Source organism: Nocardioides zhouii (genome assembly GCF_004137345.1).
Lineage (GTDB): Bacteria > Actinomycetota > Actinomycetes > Propionibacteriales > Nocardioidaceae > Nocardioides > Nocardioides zhouii.
The window spans coordinates 67789-87329 of the sequence record NZ_SDWV01000001.1 but is presented as its reverse complement, the minus strand read 5'-3'; the positions used below and the strand labels follow the sequence as shown (position 1 = coordinate 87329).

Annotated in this window: 21 protein-coding genes; 15 read left to right on the top strand and 6 right to left on the bottom strand. The window is 71.5% G+C overall.

Annotation, left to right across the window (positions count from 1 at the left end; all coding sequences use genetic code 11):
• Nucleotides 1-36 precede the first annotated feature (36 nt).
• Nucleotides 37-975, bottom strand: a complete 939-nt coding sequence (locus EUA94_RS00425) for a Gmad2 immunoglobulin-like domain-containing protein (RefSeq protein ID WP_165356746.1) — start codon at nucleotides 973-975, stop codon at nucleotides 37-39.
• A 75-nt stretch (nucleotides 976-1050) separates the two neighbouring features.
• On the opposite strand from EUA94_RS00425, the gene EUA94_RS00420 reads away from it, so the two are divergent.
• From EUA94_RS00420 to era, 10 genes are all read left to right on the top strand, one after another.
• Complete coding sequence (locus EUA94_RS00420; RefSeq protein WP_129423591.1) at nucleotides 1051-1404, top strand: HIT domain-containing protein; 354 nt, start codon at nucleotides 1051-1053, stop codon at nucleotides 1402-1404.
• 6 nt (nucleotides 1405-1410) lie between these two features.
• On the top strand, nucleotides 1411-2619 hold the full coding sequence (locus EUA94_RS00415) for a hypothetical protein (protein ID WP_129423589.1): 1209 nt from the start codon (nucleotides 1411-1413) through the stop codon (nucleotides 2617-2619).
• An 88-nt stretch (nucleotides 2620-2707) separates the two neighbouring features.
• Nucleotides 2708-3751, top strand: coding sequence for a PhoH family protein (locus tag EUA94_RS00410; RefSeq protein ID WP_129423587.1), 1044 nt, complete (start codon nucleotides 2708-2710; stop codon nucleotides 3749-3751).
• A complete protein-coding gene (gene ybeY / locus EUA94_RS00405) occupies nucleotides 3748-4209 on the top strand; it encodes an rRNA maturation RNase YbeY (protein ID WP_129423585.1) in 462 nt (153 codons plus the stop codon). The genes EUA94_RS00410 and ybeY overlap by 4 nt, the downstream gene beginning before the upstream one ends.
• A complete protein-coding gene (locus tag EUA94_RS00400; protein ID WP_129423583.1) occupies nucleotides 4206-5513 on the top strand; it encodes a hemolysin family protein in 1308 nt (435 codons plus the stop codon). Before ybeY ends, EUA94_RS00400 begins: the two co-directional genes overlap by 4 nt.
• Nucleotides 5514-5523: 10 nt before the next feature.
• Entirely contained in the window at nucleotides 5524-5877 is a 354-nt protein-coding gene (locus tag EUA94_RS00395) for a cytidine deaminase (protein WP_129423581.1), read from the top strand.
• A gap of 83 nt (nucleotides 5878-5960) precedes the next feature.
• A complete protein-coding gene (locus tag EUA94_RS00390; protein ID WP_242494602.1) occupies nucleotides 5961-7313 on the top strand; it encodes an FAD-binding oxidoreductase in 1353 nt (450 codons plus the stop codon).
• Complete coding sequence (locus tag EUA94_RS00385; protein ID WP_129423579.1) at nucleotides 7310-8614, top strand: class I SAM-dependent methyltransferase; 1305 nt, start codon at nucleotides 7310-7312, stop codon at nucleotides 8612-8614. The genes EUA94_RS00390 and EUA94_RS00385 overlap by 4 nt, the downstream gene beginning before the upstream one ends.
• A gap of 20 nt (nucleotides 8615-8634) precedes the next feature.
• Nucleotides 8635-9411, top strand: a complete 777-nt coding sequence (locus tag EUA94_RS00380) for a siderophore-interacting protein (RefSeq protein WP_129423577.1) — start codon at nucleotides 8635-8637, stop codon at nucleotides 9409-9411.
• Nucleotides 9404-10447: a GTPase Era gene (era, locus tag EUA94_RS00375; protein WP_129423575.1), complete on the top strand. Its 1044-nt coding sequence runs from the start codon at nucleotides 9404-9406 to the stop codon at nucleotides 10445-10447. The genes EUA94_RS00380 and era overlap by 8 nt, the downstream gene beginning before the upstream one ends.
• On the opposite strand, the gene EUA94_RS00370 is transcribed toward era, so the two are convergent.
• Entirely contained in the window at nucleotides 10444-11382 is a 939-nt protein-coding gene (locus EUA94_RS00370) for an L-lactate dehydrogenase (protein ID WP_129423573.1), read from the bottom strand. The two genes, era and EUA94_RS00370, sit on opposite strands and share 4 nt — an antisense overlap.
• Nucleotides 11383-11452: 70 nt before the next feature.
• Between EUA94_RS00370 and EUA94_RS00365 the strand changes: the two genes are divergently transcribed.
• Nucleotides 11453-11896 (top strand): VOC family protein, encoded by a 444-nt coding sequence (locus tag EUA94_RS00365; protein ID WP_129423571.1) that lies wholly within the window; start codon nucleotides 11453-11455, stop codon nucleotides 11894-11896.
• On the opposite strand, the gene EUA94_RS00360 is transcribed toward EUA94_RS00365, so the two are convergent.
• Entirely contained in the window at nucleotides 11893-12570 is a 678-nt protein-coding gene (locus tag EUA94_RS00360; RefSeq protein ID WP_129423569.1) for a pyridoxamine 5'-phosphate oxidase family protein, read from the bottom strand. The two genes, EUA94_RS00365 and EUA94_RS00360, sit on opposite strands and share 4 nt — an antisense overlap.
• 72 nt (nucleotides 12571-12642) lie before the next feature.
• Here EUA94_RS00360 and EUA94_RS00355 point away from each other — a divergent pair, with 72 nt between their 5' ends.
• Nucleotides 12643-13848: a thiolase family protein gene (locus tag EUA94_RS00355; protein ID WP_129423567.1), complete on the top strand. Its 1206-nt coding sequence runs from the start codon at nucleotides 12643-12645 to the stop codon at nucleotides 13846-13848.
• 21 nt (nucleotides 13849-13869) lie between these two features.
• Here EUA94_RS00355 and EUA94_RS00350 read toward each other — a convergent pair whose 3' ends face one another.
• Together EUA94_RS00350 and EUA94_RS00345 are read right to left on the bottom strand one after the other, a co-directional pair.
• Nucleotides 13870-14685, bottom strand: a complete 816-nt coding sequence (locus EUA94_RS00350) for a septum formation family protein (protein ID WP_129423566.1) — start codon at nucleotides 14683-14685, stop codon at nucleotides 13870-13872.
• A complete protein-coding gene (locus EUA94_RS00345; RefSeq protein ID WP_129423564.1) occupies nucleotides 14682-15167 on the bottom strand; it encodes a flavodoxin family protein in 486 nt (161 codons plus the stop codon). Before EUA94_RS00345 ends, EUA94_RS00350 begins: the two co-directional genes overlap by 4 nt.
• A gap of 36 nt (nucleotides 15168-15203) precedes the next feature.
• Between EUA94_RS00345 and EUA94_RS00340 the strand changes: the two genes are divergently transcribed.
• Nucleotides 15204-15962 (top strand): class I SAM-dependent methyltransferase, encoded by a 759-nt coding sequence (locus EUA94_RS00340; RefSeq protein WP_129423562.1) that lies wholly within the window; start codon nucleotides 15204-15206, stop codon nucleotides 15960-15962.
• A gap of 9 nt (nucleotides 15963-15971) precedes the next feature.
• On the opposite strand, the gene EUA94_RS00335 is transcribed toward EUA94_RS00340, so the two are convergent.
• Nucleotides 15972-16739 (bottom strand): hypothetical protein, encoded by a 768-nt coding sequence (locus EUA94_RS00335; protein WP_129423560.1) that lies wholly within the window; start codon nucleotides 16737-16739, stop codon nucleotides 15972-15974.
• Between the two features lie 183 nt (nucleotides 16740-16922).
• On the opposite strand from EUA94_RS00335, the gene leuA reads away from it, so the two are divergent.
• Nucleotides 16923-18650, top strand: a complete 1728-nt coding sequence (leuA, locus tag EUA94_RS00330) for a 2-isopropylmalate synthase (RefSeq protein WP_129423558.1) — start codon at nucleotides 16923-16925, stop codon at nucleotides 18648-18650.
• Between the two features lie 17 nt (nucleotides 18651-18667).
• Nucleotides 18668-19531, top strand: coding sequence for an alpha/beta fold hydrolase (locus EUA94_RS00325; protein ID WP_129423556.1), 864 nt, complete (start codon nucleotides 18668-18670; stop codon nucleotides 19529-19531).
• The last annotated feature ends 10 nt before the right edge of the window (nucleotides 19532-19541 follow it).

Sequence of the window (19541 nt, the reverse complement as noted above, 5' to 3'; positions counted from 1 at the left end):
GCAGTTGGACGCGCCAGCCGCCGACCTGGTTGACGGCTACTGGACGGTGATCGTCTTGGTGTCGATGCTCGGGCCGTTGCCCTCGGCGCCGCCGCTCGGGTCGTCGGTCTCGCACTGGAGGACCACCTCGCCGGTGACGCCGTCGAGCGGGATCTCGGCCTCGAAGGGGAAGAGCTTGTCCTCCATCCAGCCCTCGGCCTGGTAGCCGACCACCGCCAGCTCGTCCTCGCCCGCGAGCAGCCGGCACGGACCGCTGGCCTCGAAGGAGTTCGCGACACCGGTCACCGTGAGGGTGTCGCCGGTGACGGTGGCGCCCTCGACGGGGGAGGTGATGCTGACCAGGTTGAGCGTCTCCAGCGCGCTGGCCTGGGCGAACTCAGTGTCGGTCGGCAGCCCGAACAGGCGGAAGTCGCTGCCGCCACGCTTGATCAGGATCGGCACCCGCTCCTGCTGCACGCCCTGCAGCGTGTAGACGAGCTGCTGCAGCGCGAGCTCGGCGTCGCGCTTCGACATGCCGTCGGGGCGGTCGGTGAAGCCGTCGCCCGGCACCTGCACCAGCAGGATCCCGTCGGTGGCACCGACGTCGGCGACCTCGACCTCGGGCCAGAGCGTGCGGTAGTCGGGGTCGTCGGGCTGGCCGCCACCCATGACCAACCGTGCGGCCTCGGTCAGCGGGTTGCCCTCGACCCGGTGGAACTCGCGGAAGAGCCGCGGCTGGCCACCGGGCCCGTCGCCGACCCAGTAGATCGGGACGGTGGTGCCGTCGTCGGTGGGCGACTCGGAGGCGGTGGGCTCCGCGGTCGGCTCCTCGGTCGGCTTCGGTGACTTCTTCGAGCCGCCCGGCTCGCGGGTCTCCCCGGACGTCGGCACCGGGTCGTCGTCGCTGCACGCGACCAGCGTGAGGCTGCTGAGCAGGACGACGGCGGAGGCGCCCGCCCAGCGTCGTACGGTCGGGCGGCGAGTGGGGACGGTCATGTTCTTCACGGTAGTTGGACGAGCGCGCCGTCCAATCGGTCCCACGCCGGGTGCCCGCCGCACTACGCTGGGTCGATGAGCACGCCCGCGCCCGACTGCGTCTTCTGCAAGATCGTCGCGGGCGACATCCCGGCCGAGGTGCTCGGCCGCTCGGAGCACGCGATCGCCTTCCGCGACCTCCATCCGCAGGCGCCGTTCCACGTGCTCGTCGCGCCGCTCGACCACCACGAGAACGCGGCCGCCTCGGCCGCCGCCGATCCGGCGAGCATCGGCCACCTGGTGGCGCTGGCCGACGAGGTCGCGCGCGGCTCCGGCAATGCGGACTACCGGCTGATCGCCAACACCGGCGCGGGCGCCGGGCAGACCGTCTTCCACACCCACGTCCACGTGCTCGGCGCCGCGCCGGGCATGACCGAGTCCCTGATCTGAGCCCCGATGCGCCGCACCCGCTCCCTCCTCGCCACCGCCCTCGCCACGGGTCTGCTCACGCTCGCCGCCTGCGGTGGCAACGCCACCTCGGACAGGAGCGCGACCCAGCCGCCGGACGCGTTGCCGTCCTCGTCGGCCGCGGTCGAGGAGGCCGCAGCCCAGGGACACACCGGCCACTACGCCGAGCCTGCGAAGTCCAAGCCGCTGCGCGCGGGAGAGACGCGTACGACGATCGCGATGCCCGGCACCTACACGCCGTCCGCGCCCTACGGCACCGGCACCGACGACTACCGGTGCTTCCTCCTCGACCCCGAGCTCGACAAGGCCGCGTGGCTGACCGGCACCCAGGTGCTGCCGGGCAACCCCGACGTCGTGCACCACGTGATCCTGTTCCAGGTGCCGCCCGAGCAGGTGGCCGCGGCCGAGGCCAAGGACGCGACCGAGGAGGGCGAGGGGTGGACGTGCTTCGGCGGCACCGGTCTCGACCCCTTCCAGAACGTGAACAACTCGCCGTGGATCGGCGCGTGGGCGCCCGGTGGTGAGGAGTCGGTGATCAAGCCCGGCTTCGGCATCCGCCTGGCCAAGGGCAGCCGCGTCGTGATGCAGGTGCACTACAACCTGCTCGCCGGGCAGCAGCCCGACACCTCGGCCGCGCAGCTCCGGCTCGCTCCGGCCACGCGTCGCTACCAGTCACTCAGCACCATGCTCCTGCCCGCGCCGGTCGAGCTCCCGTGCCGGCCGAAGCACTCCGACGGCGAGCTGTGCGACCGCGCCGCGGCCCTGGCCGACGTCAAGGAGCGCTTCGGGGCCGAGGGCAACACCGCCGACCTCCTCCACCTGCTCTGCGGCGGCAAGCCCGATCCGGGGAACACGCAGACGTGCCTGCGCACCCTGTCCGAGCCGATCACGATCCATGGCGTGGCGGGCCACATGCACCTGCTCGGACGTTCGATCAAGATCGAGGTCCGACCCGGCACGCCGCAGGCGCAGACCATCCTCGACATCCCGGTCTGGGACTTCGACGACCAGGGCAGCCGGCCGATCGAGCCGATCACGCTCCAGCCCTTCGAGCAGGTGAAGGTGACGTGCACCCACGTCCAGTGGCTGCGCGACAAGCTCCCGTCCTTCGAGGGCCAGCCCGACCGCTACGTCGTGTGGGGCGAGGGCACCACCGACGAGATGTGCCTGGGGATGCTGCAGGTCACCCGCCCCTGAGCGTTACTCGGGTGTGGTCGGCGCCGCCCGCTCGGTAGCATGGAGGTGCTCCGCCACCGACCCGGAAGGCCGCCCGTCACGGGCATCCATGACTGACACGACCCGCACCAACCCGCAGGACAAGCCGACGCACACCGTCGTGGTCCCCAACAGCATCGACATGGTCTCCGTCCTGGGTCCGGGCGACGAGCACCTCCGGCTGATCGAGCGGGCCTTCGAGGCGACCATCCACGTCCGCGGCAACCGCATCACGCTGGCCGGCGACTCCGCCGAGGTCGCGATGGCCGAGCGCCTCCTCGACGAGGTCGTCACCCTCGTCCGCACCGGTCAGGGCGTGACGGGCGAGACCGTCGAGCGGATCATCCAGATGCTGCGTGCGGAGACCCAGGAGCGCCCGGCCGACGTGCTGAGCCTCAACATCCTGTCCAACCGCGGCCGCACGATCCGACCCAAGACGCTGAACCAGAAGCGCTACGTCGAGTCGATCGACACCAGCACGATCACCTTCGGCATCGGCCCCGCCGGCACCGGCAAGACCTACCTCGCGATGGCCAAGGCCGTGCAGGCGCTGCAGAACAAGGAGGTCAACCGGATCATCCTGAGCCGGCCGGCCGTCGAGGCGGGGGAGCGGCTCGGCTTTCTCCCCGGCACCCTCAGCGAGAAGATCGACCCCTACCTGCGTCCGCTCTACGACGCGCTGCACGACATGGTCGACCCCGAGACGATCCCCAAGCTCCTGGCCGCCGGCACCATCGAGGTAGCGCCGCTGGCGTTCCTGCGCGGCCGCTCGCTCAACGACTCCTTCATCATCCTCGACGAGGCGCAGAACACGACACCCGAGCAGATGAAGATGTTCCTGACCCGGCTCGGCTTCGGCTCGCGGATCGTCGTCACCGGCGACACCAGCCAGGTCGACCTGCCGTCGGGCACCAAGTCCGGGCTGCGGGTCGTCGAGGGCATCCTCGACGGCGTGGAGGACATCACCTTCTGCCGCCTGACGCCCACCGACGTCGTACGCCACCGGCTCGTCGGGCGCATCGTCGAGGCGTACGAGACCTTCGACGCGCAGCCCGAGCCGCAGGGCCAGCGTCCGCGCACCGCGCCGACGAAGGCAGACAGGGCCAACCGGTGAGCATCGAGGTCCTCAACGAATCGGGGCTCGAGCTCGACGTACGCCGCCTCTCGCGGCTGGCGCGCTTCGTGATGGAGGAGATGCGCGTCCACCCGCAGGCCGAGCTGTGCATCAAGGCCGTCGACGAGGACACCATCGCCGAGCTCAACGGGCAGTGGATGGACAAGGACGGCCCGACCGACGTGCTGGCCTTCCCCATGGACGAGCTGCGCCCCGGCCTGGTCAACGAGGAGCCCGAGGAGGGCGTCCTGGGCGACCTCGTCCTGGCGCCGTCCGTCGCCGAGCGACAGGGCGTGGAGGCCGGTCACGGCCGCGAGGCCGAGATCGACCTGCTCACCGTCCACGGCATCCTCCACCTCCTCGGCTACGACCACGCCGAGCCGGAGGAGCACGCGGCGATGTTCGGCCTGCAGGGCGAGCTCCTCGAGAAGTGGCGCTCCGCCCCCGCTGACGCATGACCGCCGACATCTGGCAGCTCGGCTCGGCGGCACTCCTGGTGTTCCTCGCCGGGCTCTTCTCGGCGGCCGACGCCGCCCTCAACGGCTTCTCGCGCGCCCGCGCCGAGGAGCTGCGCGCCGAGCGCCGGCCCGGTGCGAAGCGGCTCGTGCAGATCCTCGACGACCCGCCGCGCTACCTCAACACCGCGCTGCTGCTGCGCCTGCTCAGTGAGATCAGCGCCATTGTGCTGGTCAGCACCTGGGCCCGCGACGCCTACCACGACTCGCTCCTGCCGAGCGTGCTCACCACGGTCGGGGTCATGCTGGTCGTCTCGTTCGTGGTGATCGGTGTCGCGCCGCGCACGCTCGGTCGCCAGCACGACGCCAAGGTCGCGCTCCTCTCGGCCGGCCCTCTGTCGCTGGTCACCACCATCCTGGGGCCGATCCCGGCGCTGCTGATCCTGCTCGGCAACGCGATCACGCCGGGCCGCGGCTTCAGCGAGGGACCGTTCTCCACCGAGACCGAGCTGCGCGAGCTCGTCGACCTCGCCGAGGCCTCGGCGGTGATCGAGTCCGGCGAGCGCCGGATGATCCACTCCGTCTTCGAGCTCGGCGACACCAGCACCCGCGAGGTGATGGTCCCGCGCCCCGACATGGTCTACATCGAGCGCCACAAGAACATCCGCCAGACGCTCTCCCTCTTCCTGCGCAGCGGCTACTCGCGGATCCCGGTGATCGACGAGAACCTCGACGACATCGTCGGCATGGCCTACCTCAAGGACCTCGTCCGCCGTGACTTCGAGGCTCCGGACGTCGAGTTCACCCAGCGGGTCGACGAGGTGATGCGCCCGGTCCACTACGTGCCCGAGTCCAAGCCCGTCGACGCGCTCCTCACCGAGCTGCAGGCCCGCCGCCAGCACATCGCGATCGTCGTCGACGAGTACGGCGGCACGGCCGGGCTGATCACGATCGAGGACGTGCTCGAGGAGATCGTCGGCGAGATCACCGACGAGTACGACGTCGACGAGGTCGAGGTGGAGCACCTCGAGGGCGGCGCCATCCGGGTCTCGTCGCGCTACCCCGTCGACGACCTCGACGAGATCGTCGGATTCGACGTCGAGGACGAGGACGTGGACAGCGTCGGCGGGCTGATGGCCAAGCACCTCGGCAAGGTGCCGATCCCCGGGTCCGTGGTGGAGTGCCACGGCCTGCGCCTCGAGGCGGAGCGGGCCACCGGCCGGCGCAACAAGATCGAGACCGTGCTCGTGTCGGTGCTCTCCGCCGACGAGGACGTCGACGACGCGGCCAATCAGCCCGCTCACTAGGCTTTCCCGCATGAGCGAGCAGACGGCCGACCTCGGCCCGGAGGACGCCAAGCTGGTCACCCTGGCCAGGGCGACCCGGGCGCGTGCGCGGGCCACCGAGGGTGCCGCGGTGCGCGACCTCGACGGTCGGACGTACGCCGCTGCGAGCGTGCGCCTCGAGCACCTGAGCCTGTCCGCGCTCGAGGTCTGCGTCGCGATGGCGCTGTCGTCCGGCTCGACCGGCCTGGAGGCGGCGGTGGTGCTGACCGACGGCGACCAGCCCGACCTGGCCGCCACGACGGACTTCGCGGGGGCCGGCGTACCCGTCCTGGTCGGCGACCCGCAGGGGAGCATCCACACGCGGCAGGTCACCCGCACCGCCTGACACATGTGGTTGTGCAGTGCAACCATGTGTGACGAAGCAGATAGTCGCTCGCGACTGTCCGACGCTGTCGCTAGCGTGGAGACGTGCGCACGCCGGTGGGCTGGGAACAGCACTCCGCCGGGGAGGCGAGGCTCAGGGAGTCCTACGCCGCCCTGCCTCTGGCTGCCCCGGTGCGGCTCGCGAAGCGCACCAGCAACCTCTTCCGCGGCCGCGCCGCGTTCTCCACCGGCCTCGACGTCTCGGGCCTCGACGGCGTCATCGAGGTCGATGGCGACGTGGCCGAGGTGCAGGGGATGTGCACCTACGAGCACCTGGTCGAGGTAACCCTGGCCCACGGGCTCATCCCGCTGGTGGTGCCGCAGCTGCGCACGATCACCCTCGGCGGCGCGGTGAGCGGCCTCGGCATCGAGGCGACCAGCTTCCGCAGCGGGCTGCCCCACGAGTCGGTGCTGGAGATGGACGTGCTGACCGGGTCGGGTGACCTCGTCACCACCAAGCCCGGCGACGACCTCTTCGATGCCTTCCCCAACTCCTACGGCTCGCTCGGTTACGCCACCCGGCTGCGGATCGAGCTCGAGCAGGTGCCGGCGTACGTCGCGCTGCGGCACGTGCGGTTCGCCGATGCCCAGGCCCTGTGCGACGCCGTGATTTGCATCGTCGAGGAGGGCGCGTGGGACGGCGAGCGGGTCGACGGACTGGACGGTGTCGCCTTCGCCCCCGGCGAGCTCTACCTCACCCTCGCCCGCTGGACCGACGAGCCGGGGCCGACGAGCGACTACGCCGGCCAGCAGGTCTTCTACCGCTCGATCCAGCAGCGCACGCCCGACAGGCTGACGATGCTCGACTACCTGTGGCGCTGGGACACCGACTGGTTCTGGTGCTCGCGCGCGTTCGGCGCCCAGCACCCGCTCGTACGCCGGGTGTGGCCGCGCCGGCTGCGTCGCTCCGACGTCTACTGGAAGCTCGTCGCGCTCGACCGCCGGTTCGGCATCGGCGACCGGCTCGACCGGCGGGCCGGCCGGCCGCAGGGGGAGCGGGTGGTCCAGGACGTCGAGGTGCCGGTCGACCGGCTCGCCGAGTTCCTCGGCTGGTTCGACCGCGAGGTGGGCATGCGCCCGGTGTGGCTGTGCCCGCTCCGGCTGCGCGACCGCGAGTGGCCGGGCTACCCGCTGACCAGCGGCACGACCTACGTCAACGTCGGCTTCTGGGGCGTGGTCAACGTCGGTCCCGAGGCGTCGCAGTCCCCGCTCAACCGGGCGATCGAGGACAAGGTCACCGAGCTCGGTGGCCACAAGAGCCTCTACTCCGAGGCGTTCTACGACCGCGACGACTTCGACCGCCTCTACGGCGGCGCCGAGCTGGCCCGGGTCAAGGCGCTCCACGACCCCGACGACCGACTGACCTCCCTCTACGACAAGGTGGTGCGACGACGATGAGCTACAAGCTCGACTCCGGCTCCGAGCGGACCGCACGACGCGTGTCCATCGGCGAGGCCGTGGACCGGCTCGTCCGCGGCGGTGTGCCGCTGCGGTTCACGGCGTACGACGGCAGCAGCGCAGGCCCGCCGGATGCGAAGATCGGTATGGACCTGCGCACCGAGCGCGGTCTCGCCTACCTGATGACGGCCCCCGGCGACCTCGGCCTGGCGCGGGCGTACACGAGCCTCGACCTCGACCTGACGGGCGTGCACCCGGGTGACCCATACGACGCGCTCGTGCTGCTCAAGGACCACACGAAGTTCCGGGTGCCAACGCCGGCCGAGGCGCTGCAGATCGTCCGCGGCCTCGGCCTGTCCCACCTGCGCCCGCCGCCGCCCCCGCCGCAGGAGCACCTGCCCCGGTGGCGCCGTGCGGTGGAAGGCCTGCGGCACTCGATGACGCGTGACGCCGAGGTCATCTCGCGCCACTACGACGTCTCCAACCGCTTCTACGAGCTGGTCCTCGGGCCGTCCATGGCGTACACCTGCGCGCTCTACGAGCCGGTGGACGCGACGCTGGAGGAGGCGCAGGCGGCCAAGTTCGACCTCGTCTGCCGCAAGCTCGCGCTGCAGCCCGGCCAGCGGCTCCTCGACGTCGGCTGCGGCTGGGGCGCGATGGTGCGCCACGCCGCCCGCGAGTACGGCGTACGCGCGCTGGGCGTGACGCTGTCGCTCGAGCAGGCCGAGTGGGCCCAGGCCGCGATCGAGCGCGAGGGGCTCGGCCACCTCGCGGAGGTGCGTCACCTCGACTACCGCGAGGTCGTCGAGACCGGGTTCGACGCGGTCAGCTCGATCGGCCTGACCGAGCACATCGGCGTGCGCAACTACCCGGCGTACTTCGCCCACCTGCGCGACCGCCTCGTGCCGGGCGGCCGGCTCCTCAACCACTCCATCACCCGTCCGCACAACGGCCGCCAGGAGACCGGTGCGTTCATCGACCGCTACGTGTTCCCCGACGGCGAGCTCATCGGCTCGGGCACCATCATCTCCGCCGCGCAGGACCAGGGGCTCGAGGTGCAGCACTCCGAGAACCTCCGGCTCCACTACGCCTCCACCCTGCGCGACTGGAACCGCAACCTGGTCGAGCACTGGGACGAGTGCGTGGCCGAGGTGGGCGAGGGCACGGCCCGCGTGTGGGGGATCTACCTCGCCGGGTCGAGGGTCGGGTTCGAGCGCGACGAGGTGGAGCTGCACCAGGTGCTGGCCACCCGCAACCACGACGACGGACGCTCCGGCTTCCCGATGCGCCCCGACTGGTGAGCCACCGATAGCCTCGACGGATGAGCACGCGGGCAGCCCAGTTCAGTGCGCGGGTCACGCGCCGTGAGCCGCTGACCGACCACCTCGTCCGCCTGGTGCTCGACGGCCTCGACGGGTTCGAGAGCACCGGGGTGGCCGACGAGTGGGTCGGCCTCGTGGTGCCCGGTCAGTTCCAGGTCCGCTACTACACCGTGCGCAGCTTCTCGGGAGGCGAGGTGGTGCTCGACGTGGTCGTCCACGACACCGGGCTGGTCACCGAGTGGGCGATGCGCGACTGCGTCGGCGACACCGTGACGATCACCGAGCCCAAGTCGTCGTTCGCGCCACCGGCCGATGCTGCCTGGCTGCTGCTGGTCGGTGACCTGACCGCGATGCCGGCCATCGCCCGCATCCTCGAGGCACACCACGACCTGCCGACGTACGTCCTGGCCGAGGTGCCCGACGACCTCGCCGGCTATCTCCCGGACCACGCCGACGTCACCTGGCTGGCGCCCCCCGCGCCCGGTCAGAGCGCGCTCGCCGAGGTGGTCGAGGGCATCGAGTGGCCGGCCGGCGAGGGCTACTTCTGGATGGCGGGGGAGTCCGCGCAGATGCGCGCCATCCGCAAGCACCTGATGCGCGAGATCGGCCTGCCGACCAGCCACTACGACGTGATGGGCTACTGGCGCGCCACCGCCGGCCGGCAGCCCCGCGCGGTCGATCCCGGCCCCATCTGGCGCGCCGGCAAGGCGGCAGGGAAGAGTGACGAGCAGATCTGGGCGGAGTACGACGCGGCACGAGAGGCGAGCGATGGCTGACGAGCAGGACGACACCACCGACGAGGTCGAGGACCTCGACGAGGACGACCTCGACGACGAGCTCGACGGCGACTTCGACCTGTCCGGGGTCGCCCCGGCGAGCGCGTTCTACCAGGCTCCGGAGGGCTACCGCAGCGGCTTCGCGTCCTTCGTCGGGCGCCCCAATGCGGGCAAGTCGACGCTGACCAATGTCCTGGTCGGGCAGAAGATCGTCATCACCTCGTCCAAGCCGCAGACGACCCGCAACGTAGTGCGCGGCATCGTCCACCGCGAGGACGCCCAGCTGATTCTCGTCGACACCCCCGGCCTCCACCGCCCGCGCACGCTGCTCGGCGAGCGGCTCAACGACCTGGTCCGTACGACGTGGGCGGAGGTCGACGTCGTCGCGGTCTGCTTCCCGGCCAACGAGAAGATCGGGCCCGGCGACCGCTACCTGGTCAGCGAGCTGTCCAAGGTGAGGCGTACGACCCGCATCGCCGTCGCGACCAAGACCGACCTCGTCACCCCCGAGCAGCTCGGCCAGCACCTGCTCGACATCCAGAAGCTCGGCGAGGAGACCTCGACCGTGTGGGCCGAGGTCGTACCGGTGTCCGCGGTCTCCGGCGACCAGGTCCAGCTCCTGGCCGACCTGCTCGTGGGACAGCTGCCCGAGGGCCCCCCGCTCTACCCGGACGGCGACCTCACCGACGCGCCCGAGGAGGCACTTGCGGCCGACCTGATCCGCGAGGCCGCGCTCGAGGGCGTACGCGATGAGCTGCCGCACTCGATCGCCGTCGTCGTCGAGGAGATGGGCCTGCGCGAGGGCCGCCCCGACGACAAGCCGCTCCTGGTGATCGTCGCCAACCTCTACGTCGAGCGCGACTCCCAGAAGGGGATCATGATCGGCCACAAGGGCGCCCGGCTCCGCTCGGTCGGCACGGCCGCGCGGAAGCAGATCGAGGCGTTGCTCGGCACCCCGGTCTACCTCGACCTCCAGGTCAAGATCGCCAAGGATTGGCAGCGCGACCCGCGCCAGCTGCGCAAGCTCGGCTTCTAGAGGCCGAGGCTCCGAGCCGTCGTCCGCACGGCGTCAGCCGACGCGGACAGCTGCTGGAGCTCCTCCGCACTGAGCGGCGTGGCCAGGACGCTCTCGACCCCCGCCCGCCCGACGACGGACGGCATCGACAGGCACACGTCCGCCAGCCCGTGCACCCCGTCGAGGCGCGAGGTCACCGGAAGCACCCGGTGCTCGTCGTTGAGGACGGCCTCGAGGATGCGCGACACGGCGAGGCCGATCGCGAGACTCGTCGCGCCCTTGCCCGCGATGATCTCGTAGGCCGCACTGACCACCCGCTGGTGGATCGCCGCCCGCGCGTCGGCGTCCAGCGGGCTGGCGCCCGACGAGCGCCAGTCCGTCACCGGGACCCCGCCGATCGTGGCTGTCGACCAGAGCGGCACCTCGGAGTCGCCGTGCTCACCGGCGATGTAGGCATGGACGTTCTGCACGGCCACGTGCGTGTGCTCGGCGATGAGGAACCGCAGGCGAGAGGAGTCCAGGACCGTCCCGGACCCGAACGCCCGGTTTGCGGGCAGGCCGGAGAACTCCTGGGCGGCCATGGTGACCACGTCCACCGGGTTGGTCACCACGAGCAGCAACGCATCGGGAGCCAGGGCCACGAGAGCCGGCACGAGGTCGCGGCACATCGCGACGTTGGCAGCGGCCAGGTCGAGCCGGGTCTGGCCCGGGTCCTGCTTCGCGCCCGCCGTGATCACGATGATGTCCGCGTCGGCGCACACGGCGAGGTCGTTGCTCCCGGTGATCTCGGCCATCGGGGTGAACTGCATCCCGTGGTTCAGGTCGAGGACCTCGGCCCGCACCTTGTCTGCGTTCAGGTCGTACAGGCTCAGCTGGCGGCACACCCCGCGGATCTGGGCGGCATAGGCGATGGCGGTGCCGACGGCGCCCGCGCCGACGATCGACACCTTGGTCATGGAGCCACTGTGGCACGCCCCGGTGTCGGCGGCGCCTGACATCCTGCGCAGGACCGACCAGGAGGTCCCCATGCCCGTGACGTTCCAGCTCACCGTCGACTGCGCCGACCCCGACCTGCTGGCCCGGTTCTGGGCCGAGGCGCTGCACTACGTGGTCGCCCCACCTCCGGAGGGACACGCGTCGTGGGACGACTTCTACCGCTCGCTCGGCGTGCCCGAGGAGGAGCTCGGCGAGGGCTCGGACCGGATCGTCGACCCGCACGGTGAGGGGCCGATGGTGTGGTTCCAGGTGGTGCCCGAGCTCAAGTCGCTCAAGAACCGGCTCCACCTCGACGTCAACGCGAGCGGCGGCCGCGTCCACGCGATCGACGTACGCCGGGTGCGCGTCGAGGCCGAGGCCGAGCGGCTGGTCGCGCTCGGTGCCACTCGCGTACGCACCAACGCGCCCGAGGGGATGGACCAGTACGCCGTGGCGATGCTCGACCCGGAGGGCAACGAGTTCGACGTCTTCTAGCCCTGGCCGGGGTCGGGGAGCCCGGTGACGTGGCCGGGCACGGGACGGCCCGGGCCGAGGTCGGGTGCGTCCACCGGATCGCCGTACGTCACCCGCATCGGCAGCATGCCTGCCCAGACGGGCTCGTCGAGGTCCTCGTCGGGATCGTCGCCGAAACCCGCTCCGACCTTGACCGACCACTCGGCGAGGGGGACGCGCAGCACCGACGTGGCCGCCAGCTCCTTGGCGTGCGGCGCGCGCAGCTCCGCCCAGCGGCCGGGCAGCAGGTGCTCGGTCAGCACCTCGAGAGCGTGGAGTCGTTCGTCGGCAGGCACCGCCGTGGCGACCCCGAGGACGGTGGCGCTGCGGTAGCGCATGCTCGACTCGAATGCCGAGCGCGCGTACACGAGTCCGTCGAGGTGGGTGACGCTGACGCAGATCGGCGTTCCGGCCGCGATCGCGCGCATCAACCGGCTGCCGGTCGAACCGTGGAGGAGCAGGTGGTCGCCGTCGCGGGCGCACGCCATGGGCAGCACGAACGGCTGGCCGTCGACCGCGATGCCGACCGATGCGACCACGGCTTCGTCGAGGATCGCGTGGAGGGCCGCGACGTCGCGGACCTGCTTCTCGGGCAGCCGGCGTACGTCGGTGCGCTGGGCGCTCCTGCCAGGTCGCTCCTGCGGTTCGTCGGCCATGGTCTGATCATGCCCGAGACATCGGCCAGACTGCTGTCCCCGCAACCGTGCCCGCGAAGAGGAGCCAGACACATGACCGACTGCTACCTGTACGCCGCGGCGCGCACGCCGTTCGGCCGGTTCGGGGGCGCGCTGGCCGAGGTCCGCCCGGACGACCTGGCCGCGGTCGCCCTGGCCGGCGTGCTGGAGCGGGCGCCCGGCCTGGATCGTGGTCGGGTCGACGAGGTCGTGTGGGGCAACGCCAACGGCGCCGGGGAGGACAACCGCAACGTGGGCCGGATGGCTGTGCTGCTCGCCGGCCTGCCCACCAGCGTGCCCGCGACGACGGTCAACCGGCTCTGCGGGTCGAGCATGGACGCCACGATGATGGCGTCCCGCGCCATCGAGACCGGCGACGCGGAGGTCGTGGTCGCCGGCGGTGTGGAGTCGATGACGCGGGCGCCGTGGGTGCTCCCCAAGCCCTCGCGAGCGTTCCCGGCGGGCAACGTCACGGCGGTCTCCACCACCCTCGGCTGGCGGCTCGTCAACGAGCGGATGCCGGCGGAGTGGACGGTCTCGCTGGGCGAGGCCAACGAGCAGCTCGCCGACACGTATGGCATCACGCGCGAGCGCCAGGACGAGTTCGCGGCGCAGTCGCACAACCTCGCCGCTGCGGCGTGGGACGCCGGCTTCTACGACGACCTGGCCGTCGCGGTGCCCGGCGTCGACCTCGCCCGCGACGAGGGGATCCGGCCCGGCAGCAGCGCTGGCAAGCTCGCCGGCCTGAGGCCCAGCTTCCGCCCGGACGGCACGATCACGCCCGGCAACGCCTCGCCCCTCAACGACGGCGCCTCCGCCCTCCTGCTCGGCTCAGGCGCTGCGGCGAGCACCCTGGGACTGGATCCGCAGGCGCGGATCGCCGGACGGGGCTCCTTCGCCCTCGACCCGCAGCTGTTCGGTTACGCGCCCGTCGAGGCCGCCGCCATCGCGCTGCGACGCGCGGGCATCGGCTGGTCCGACGTGGGTGCGGTCGAGCTCAACGAGGCGTTCGCGGTCCAGTCCCTGGCCTGCGTCGACGCGTGGCTGGACCAGGGCCTGGCGGACGCCGGTCTCGTCAACGCGAAGGGCGGCGCCATCGCCATCGGCCACCCGCTCGGCGCCTCGGGAGCACGGGTCGTCGGCACCCTCGCCAAGCGGCTGCGGGAGACGGGGGAGCGCTGGGGCGTGGCCGCGATCTGCATCGGCGTCGGGCAGGGCCTCGCCGTCGTGCTGGAGAACGTACGCACCGAGGCGCTGTGATGGTGCTGGACGCCCCGAGGTTCAGGCAGGCACCCAGCAGATCCCGTAGCGCTGGCCCGCGTCCCACTGCTCCTGCGTCGGGCTCTCCTGCGACCAGGTGAAGTCCAGTGGGTCGGCGGCGCGCGAGCGGGCGGCGTCGCCGCACGGCCCCTCCATGCGGTCGGCCACCGCGTCCTTGGCTGGGAGCTTCTTGCCGGGGATGTCGACGGTGGAGACGGCGAGCCAGGCGTGCTTCGCCCCGCAGCCGACGCGCCGGAACGACTTCGTGCCGGGGGCGGCGGTCGCGCACATCGCGACGACCGGTGCGTCGCCGAAGCCCTTCGTGCTCCGCGGCAGGGGCAGCAGCCGCTTCGGTCCGGCCACGACGACGACGTCGCAGCGGAACCAGTCGGCACCGGCCTCGGCCCGCTGCGGGCTCGGCGTGAACCAGACCGACTGCGCCAGGCTCAGCCTCAGCTCGCGCGGCGTACGTCCGAGGTGCTTCGGGAGCCGTGCGGTGCACGTCGAGCGTGCCTGGCGCTGGGCGGCGCGCGAGTCGACCCGACGCACGTGACCGGCCTTCGTCTCGAGGTCGAGCCGGCCGACGAAGTAGGTCTCGGCCGTGTGCTTGCGCTTGCACCTCACCGGCTCGGTCCGCCCGACCACGGCGACCGCCTGGCCGAAGGACAGCAGGTGGCACTCGCCGATGCGCGGACGGGGGCCGGGGTCGGGTGGAGGTGCGGTCTCGGTCGGGTTCGGTGAGGCCGAGGGCGTCGTGTCGCTCACCGGATTCGTGGGCGACGCCGTGCACGCCGTCAGGGCGAGGACCAGTACGGCCAACCCAGCGAGTGCCTTCATCCCATCACCAGGGCCGCGAGCGTCCCGCCCAGGTCGTACGCCGACTCCCGGTCCGCCTCGCCGACATCGCCCAGCACCTCGAGCACCGGCGCCGCCTGGCGCCAGCCGAGGGCACCGACGATCGACTGCACCGAGCGCACCGCGCCGGTCGTGTCGTATCGGCCGTGGACATAGAGGCCGTACGGCTTGGGGCCGCCGTCCGCGGAGGCGGCCGAGCCGTCGTCGGCGAGCGACCCGCCGGCCTGCAGGAAGATCGAGTCGAAGAAGTGCTTGAGCGCGCCACTCATGTAGCCGAAGTTGGCGGGGGTCCCGAGCAGGTAGCCGTCAGCCGCCAGCACGTCGTCCGCGTCCGCCTCCAGCGCCGCGCGGACCACCAGCTCCACGCCCTCGATCGCGTCGTCCGAGGCGCCCGCGAGCACGGCCTCGGTCAACGCGGTGACCGACGGTGTCAGCGAGTGGTGGACCACCAGCAAGCGGGGCATGGCGGAAGCCTACGAGGGGGAGTAGCGTCGCGAGACGTGACCTTCGAGGTGGCGGGTGAGGCGTACGACCGGTTCATGGGTCGCTACTCCCAGCCGCTCGCCCGGCAGCTGGCCGACTGGCTGGAGCTGTCGGCAGGGCAACGCGCGATCGACGTGGGCTGCGGACCGGGCGCCCTCACCGGCGTGCTCGTGGACTCGCTGGGCGCCGACCACGTCGCGGCGGTCGACCCGAGCGAGCCGTTCGTCGCCGCGTGCCGCGATCGCCACCCGGGCGTCGACGTACGCCAGGGCGGCGCCGAGCTGCTCACGTTCGACGACGACACCTTCGACGTGGCAGCCGCGTGCCTCGTCGTCCACTTCATGTCCGACCCCGTCCGCGGCGTCGCCGAGATGGCCCGCGTGACCCGCGGGGACGGCTGGGTGGCGGCGACGGTCTGGGACCTCGCCGGGTCCCGGGCGCCGATGGCGCCCCTCTGGACGGCGATGGCCGAGGTGGCGCCCGAGCACCCCGACGAGAGCGACTTCCAGGGTGGCTCCCGTGACAGCCTCGTCAACATCTTCGAGGGTGCCGGACTACGTGACGTCGAGTCGGTAGAGCTCGCCGTCACCGTCACCCACCCGACCTTCGAGGAGTGGTGGGAGCCCTACCAGCACGGTGTCGGACCGGCCGGCGTGGCCATCGCTGCCCTCGGCGCCGACGACCGCGCCGGGCTCGAGCAGGTCCTGCGACGCAACCTCGGTGAGGGTCCGTTCGACCTCACCGCCGTGGCGTACGCCGCCCGCGGCCGCGCCTGACTGAGTACGTCACCCGATCGGGACCGGCGGCCACCTCGACCCGTCGAGGAGCACCCGGTCGCCCAGCGGCTCGTCGAGAGTGAGCTGCTGCGACACGGTCGGGTTGCCCGGGCACTCCTGCGCCCCCTGGGGCGGTCGGCTGGTCCAGTAGACGGTGACGTCGTGCGAGGTGGTGACGATCGACGGCTCGTCGAGGTGGGGCACGGGGTCCCGGGACCCCGTGCACGCGAGCTCCGTCACGTCGACCGTGACGGTCGTGGACGTGGTGTCCAGGGGCTTCGTGGACGACAGGTTCACCCACGTGCCGTCGTCGAGCACGGGTGCGAGGTGCCAGCAGTTGCCGTGCCCCGTCCACTTCCAGCCCTCACCCTCACGCTCCAGCGACATGGTCATCGCGTCCCTCGCCGGGCCCTCGAAGGTCCAGTCACCCAGCGCGATGGTCAGGTGGTCGTCGTCCTCGGCCAGCAACTTCCACGGCGTACGCCCGCCTTGGGGCAGGACGCGGGAGGTCTCCACGGAGAGCTTCGGCTCGGTGGCGATCGCGTCGAGTGCTGCCTCGATCTCGGAGCGGGGGATCGCGGGCTCGATGCCGTTCACCATCGCCGAAGGCACCCAGCCGGGATCACCGCCACAGCTCACCAGGAGCTCGTTCTCCACCCGGGTCAACGGCGGACCATCGGCACGCGGCGCGGCCCCCGAGTCGGTCTCGCCGCACCCCACGAGGAGACCGGCGAGCGCACATCCGGCGAGCAGCACTGCGCCCGGAGTCCCCCTCATGTGTCCACGGTATGGCCGATCCCGTACCCGATCGAGATGGGCGGGGCTATCGTTACTGAGTCATGATGCGCAGCCTGCTCCTCCTTCGCAGCCGCAACGAGGCCCCAGTAATCCAACGCTGAGCCGGCCCCCTCGTTGCGGAGTCGCGCGTGCCGGTCGCCCTTCAGCCACAGCGAGGACCTCATGACCCACCTGAGCAACACCACCAACCAGCAGGGCACCAGCCCGATGCCGTTCGGTCGCTACACGCCGTTCGTGCCCGTCGACGTGCCCGACCGCACCTGGCCGACCAGGAAGGTCGAGAGGGCCCCGCGCTGGCTCTCGACCGACCTGCGTGACGGCAACCAGGCGCTCATCGACCCGATGACGCCCGCCCGCAAGCTCACGATGTTCGAGCTGCTGGTCAAGCTGGGCTACAAGGAGATCGAGGTCGGCTTCCCGAGCGCCAGCCAGACCGACTTCGACTTCGTGCGCAAGCTCGTCGAGGAGGACCGGATCCCCGACGACGTACAGATCTCGGTGCTGACGCAGGCCCGCGAGGACCTCATCGAGCGCACCGTCGACTCGCTGGTCGGGGCGCCGCGCGCCACCATCCACCTCTACAACGCGACCGCGCCGCTCTTCCAGCGCGTCGTCTTCCACGTCAGTCCCGACGAGTGCCGCAACATCGCGGTCCGCGGCACCGAGATCGTGATGAAGTACGCCGAGGAGCGCCTCGGCAGCATCGTCGGCAGCCAGGACTTCGGCTACCAGTACAGCCCCGAGATCTTCACCCAGTCCGACACCGACTTCGCGCTGAGCGTCTGCGAGGCGGTCTCTGACGTGTGGCAGCCCGAGGCCGGTCGCGAGATCATCCTCAACCTGCCGGCCACGGTCGAGATGTCCACGCCCAACACGTACGCCGACCAGATCGAGTACTTCGGCCGCGGCCTGACCCGTCGCGAGCACTCCGCGATCAGCCTGCACCCGCACAACGACCGCGGCACCGCGGTCGCAGCCACGGAGCTGGCGCTGATGGCCGGCGCCGACCGGGTCGAGGGCTGCCTGTTCGGCCACGGCGAGCGCACCGGCAACGTCGACCTGGTGACGCTGGGCATGAACCTGTTCAGCCAAGGCATCGACCCGCAGGTCGACTTCGGCGACATCGACGAGGTGAGGCGCACGGTCGAGTACTGCACGAACCTGCCGGTCCACCCGCGCCACCCGTACGCCGGCGACCTCGTCTACACCGCGTTCTCCGGCTCCCACCAGGACGCCATCAAGAAGGGTCTCGAGGACCTCGACCGGCAGGCCGCCGCGCAGGGCGTCCCCGTCGGCGAGCTGCCGTGGGAGGCGCCGTACCTCCCGATCGACCCGAAGGACGTCGGGCGCACCTACGAGGCCGTGATCCGGGTCAACAGCCAGTCCGGCAAGGGCGGCGTGGCGTACGTCCTCAAGTCCGAGCACAAGCTCGACCTGCCGCGCCGCGCGCAGATCGAGTTCAGCCGGGTCGTGCAGCAGCACACCGACACCGAGGGCGGCGAGATCACGCCCGAGGAGATCTGGTCGGTCTTCCGTGCCGAGTACCTCGACCGCGAGACGCCGCTCAAGCTCAACTCGGTCCACACCTCCAGCGCCGCGGGCGAGAAGGACCAGCTCACGGTGGGGGTGTACGTCGAGGGCGAGCGGCAGGAGCTCTCCGGCGAGGGCAACGGCCCGATCGCCGCCTTCGTCGACGCCATCTCCGGCCTCGGACACGACGTCCGGGTGCTCGACTACGCCGAGCACGCGCTCTCCGCGGGCGGCGACGCGATCGCGGCGGCGTACGTCGAGTGTGCCGTCGGCGAGAAGGTGCTGTGGGGCGTCGGGCTCGACGCCAACATCGTCACCGCCTCGCTGAAGGCCGTGATCAGCGCCGTGAACCGCGCCTGAGCGGATAGATTCCCGTCATGTTGGTGAGCGAGCGGATCGGCCAGTTCTTCGTCGAGTCCGACGGCGGGCGCGACCGCCTGGAGTACACCGAGTACGGCTCGGGCGACCAGTGGGTCGTGCTCCTGCACGGCCTCCTCATGCCTCGCCGGATGCAGCAGCCGCTCGCCCGGGCGATGGCGGCCCAGGGTCTGCACGTCGTCACGCTCGACCTCCTCGGGCACGGCCGGTCTGACCAGCCGGCTGACCCGCTCGTCTACTCGATGACGGCGTTCGGTCGGCAGGTCGTCGCGCTGCTCGACCACCTCGGCGCCGAACAGGCGGTGGTCGGCGGCACCTCGCTCGGCGCCAACGTCTCGCTCGAGGTCGCGGTGATCGCACCCGAGCGGGTCAAGGGACTGATCGTCGAGATGCCGGTGCTCAACCACGCACTGGTGGCCGGGATCCTGTCCTTCGTGCCGATCATGCTGGCCGCGCGCTACCTGCCGTTCACGGCCAACGCGCTCCAGAAGGTCTCCCGCTCGGTGCCCCGCGGGCTCGTGCCGTTCTGGGCGGGCATCGGGCTGGACACGATCGACCACCGCGCCGACTCGATCGCCTCGCTCCTGCACGGCGTGATCTTCGGCCGGCTCGCCCCGTCATCGCGGCTGCGTCGCCGGATCCAGGCTCCTGCCCTGGTGGTCGGCCACCCGATCGACCCGATCCACCCCTTCGTCGACGCCGACATGCTGGCCGCCGAGCTGCCCCACGTGCGGTTCGAGCGGGCCACCTCGATCCTCGAGTGGCGCTTCCGTCCGGAGCGCCTCACCACTGCCGCCGCCGACTTCGCGCTCGACTGCTGGGCGACCCCGGGCCGGTCGGCCCGGGGTCGCTCAGCGACCTGATCGGTCTCGC

Excerpts from the sequence above, each read along its gene's own strand:
- EUA94_RS00425 (WP_165356746.1), bottom strand. The coding sequence starts at position 975 with ATGACCGTCCCCACTCGCCGCCCGACCGTACGACGCTGGGCGGGCGCC.
- EUA94_RS00420 (WP_129423591.1), top strand. The coding sequence starts at position 1,051 with ATGAGCACGCCCGCGCCCGACTGCGTCTTCTGCAAGATCGTCGCGGGC.
- EUA94_RS00415 (WP_129423589.1), top strand. The coding sequence starts at position 1,411 with ATGCGCCGCACCCGCTCCCTCCTCGCCACCGCCCTCGCCACGGGTCTG.
- EUA94_RS00410 (WP_129423587.1), top strand. The coding sequence starts at position 2,708 with ATGACTGACACGACCCGCACCAACCCGCAGGACAAGCCGACGCACACC.
- EUA94_RS00400 (WP_129423583.1), top strand. The coding sequence starts at position 4,206 with ATGACCGCCGACATCTGGCAGCTCGGCTCGGCGGCACTCCTGGTGTTC.
- EUA94_RS00395 (WP_129423581.1), top strand. The coding sequence starts at position 5,524 with ATGAGCGAGCAGACGGCCGACCTCGGCCCGGAGGACGCCAAGCTGGTC.
- EUA94_RS00385 (WP_129423579.1), top strand. The coding sequence starts at position 7,310 with ATGAGCTACAAGCTCGACTCCGGCTCCGAGCGGACCGCACGACGCGTG.
- EUA94_RS00380 (WP_129423577.1), top strand. The coding sequence starts at position 8,635 with ATGAGCACGCGGGCAGCCCAGTTCAGTGCGCGGGTCACGCGCCGTGAG.
- era (WP_129423575.1), top strand. The coding sequence starts at position 9,404 with ATGGCTGACGAGCAGGACGACACCACCGACGAGGTCGAGGACCTCGAC.
- EUA94_RS00370 (WP_129423573.1), bottom strand. The coding sequence starts at position 11,382 with ATGACCAAGGTGTCGATCGTCGGCGCGGGCGCCGTCGGCACCGCCATC.
- EUA94_RS00365 (WP_129423571.1), top strand. The coding sequence starts at position 11,453 with ATGCCCGTGACGTTCCAGCTCACCGTCGACTGCGCCGACCCCGACCTG.
- EUA94_RS00360 (WP_129423569.1), bottom strand. The coding sequence starts at position 12,570 with ATGGCCGACGAACCGCAGGAGCGACCTGGCAGGAGCGCCCAGCGCACC.
- EUA94_RS00355 (WP_129423567.1), top strand. The coding sequence starts at position 12,643 with ATGACCGACTGCTACCTGTACGCCGCGGCGCGCACGCCGTTCGGCCGG.
- EUA94_RS00350 (WP_129423566.1), bottom strand. The coding sequence starts at position 14,685 with ATGAAGGCACTCGCTGGGTTGGCCGTACTGGTCCTCGCCCTGACGGCG.
- EUA94_RS00345 (WP_129423564.1), bottom strand. The coding sequence starts at position 15,167 with ATGCCCCGCTTGCTGGTGGTCCACCACTCGCTGACACCGTCGGTCACC.
- EUA94_RS00335 (WP_129423560.1), bottom strand. The coding sequence starts at position 16,739 with ATGAGGGGGACTCCGGGCGCAGTGCTGCTCGCCGGATGTGCGCTCGCC.
- leuA (WP_129423558.1), top strand. The coding sequence starts at position 16,923 with ATGACCCACCTGAGCAACACCACCAACCAGCAGGGCACCAGCCCGATG.
- EUA94_RS00325 (WP_129423556.1), top strand. The coding sequence starts at position 18,668 with ATGTTGGTGAGCGAGCGGATCGGCCAGTTCTTCGTCGAGTCCGACGGC.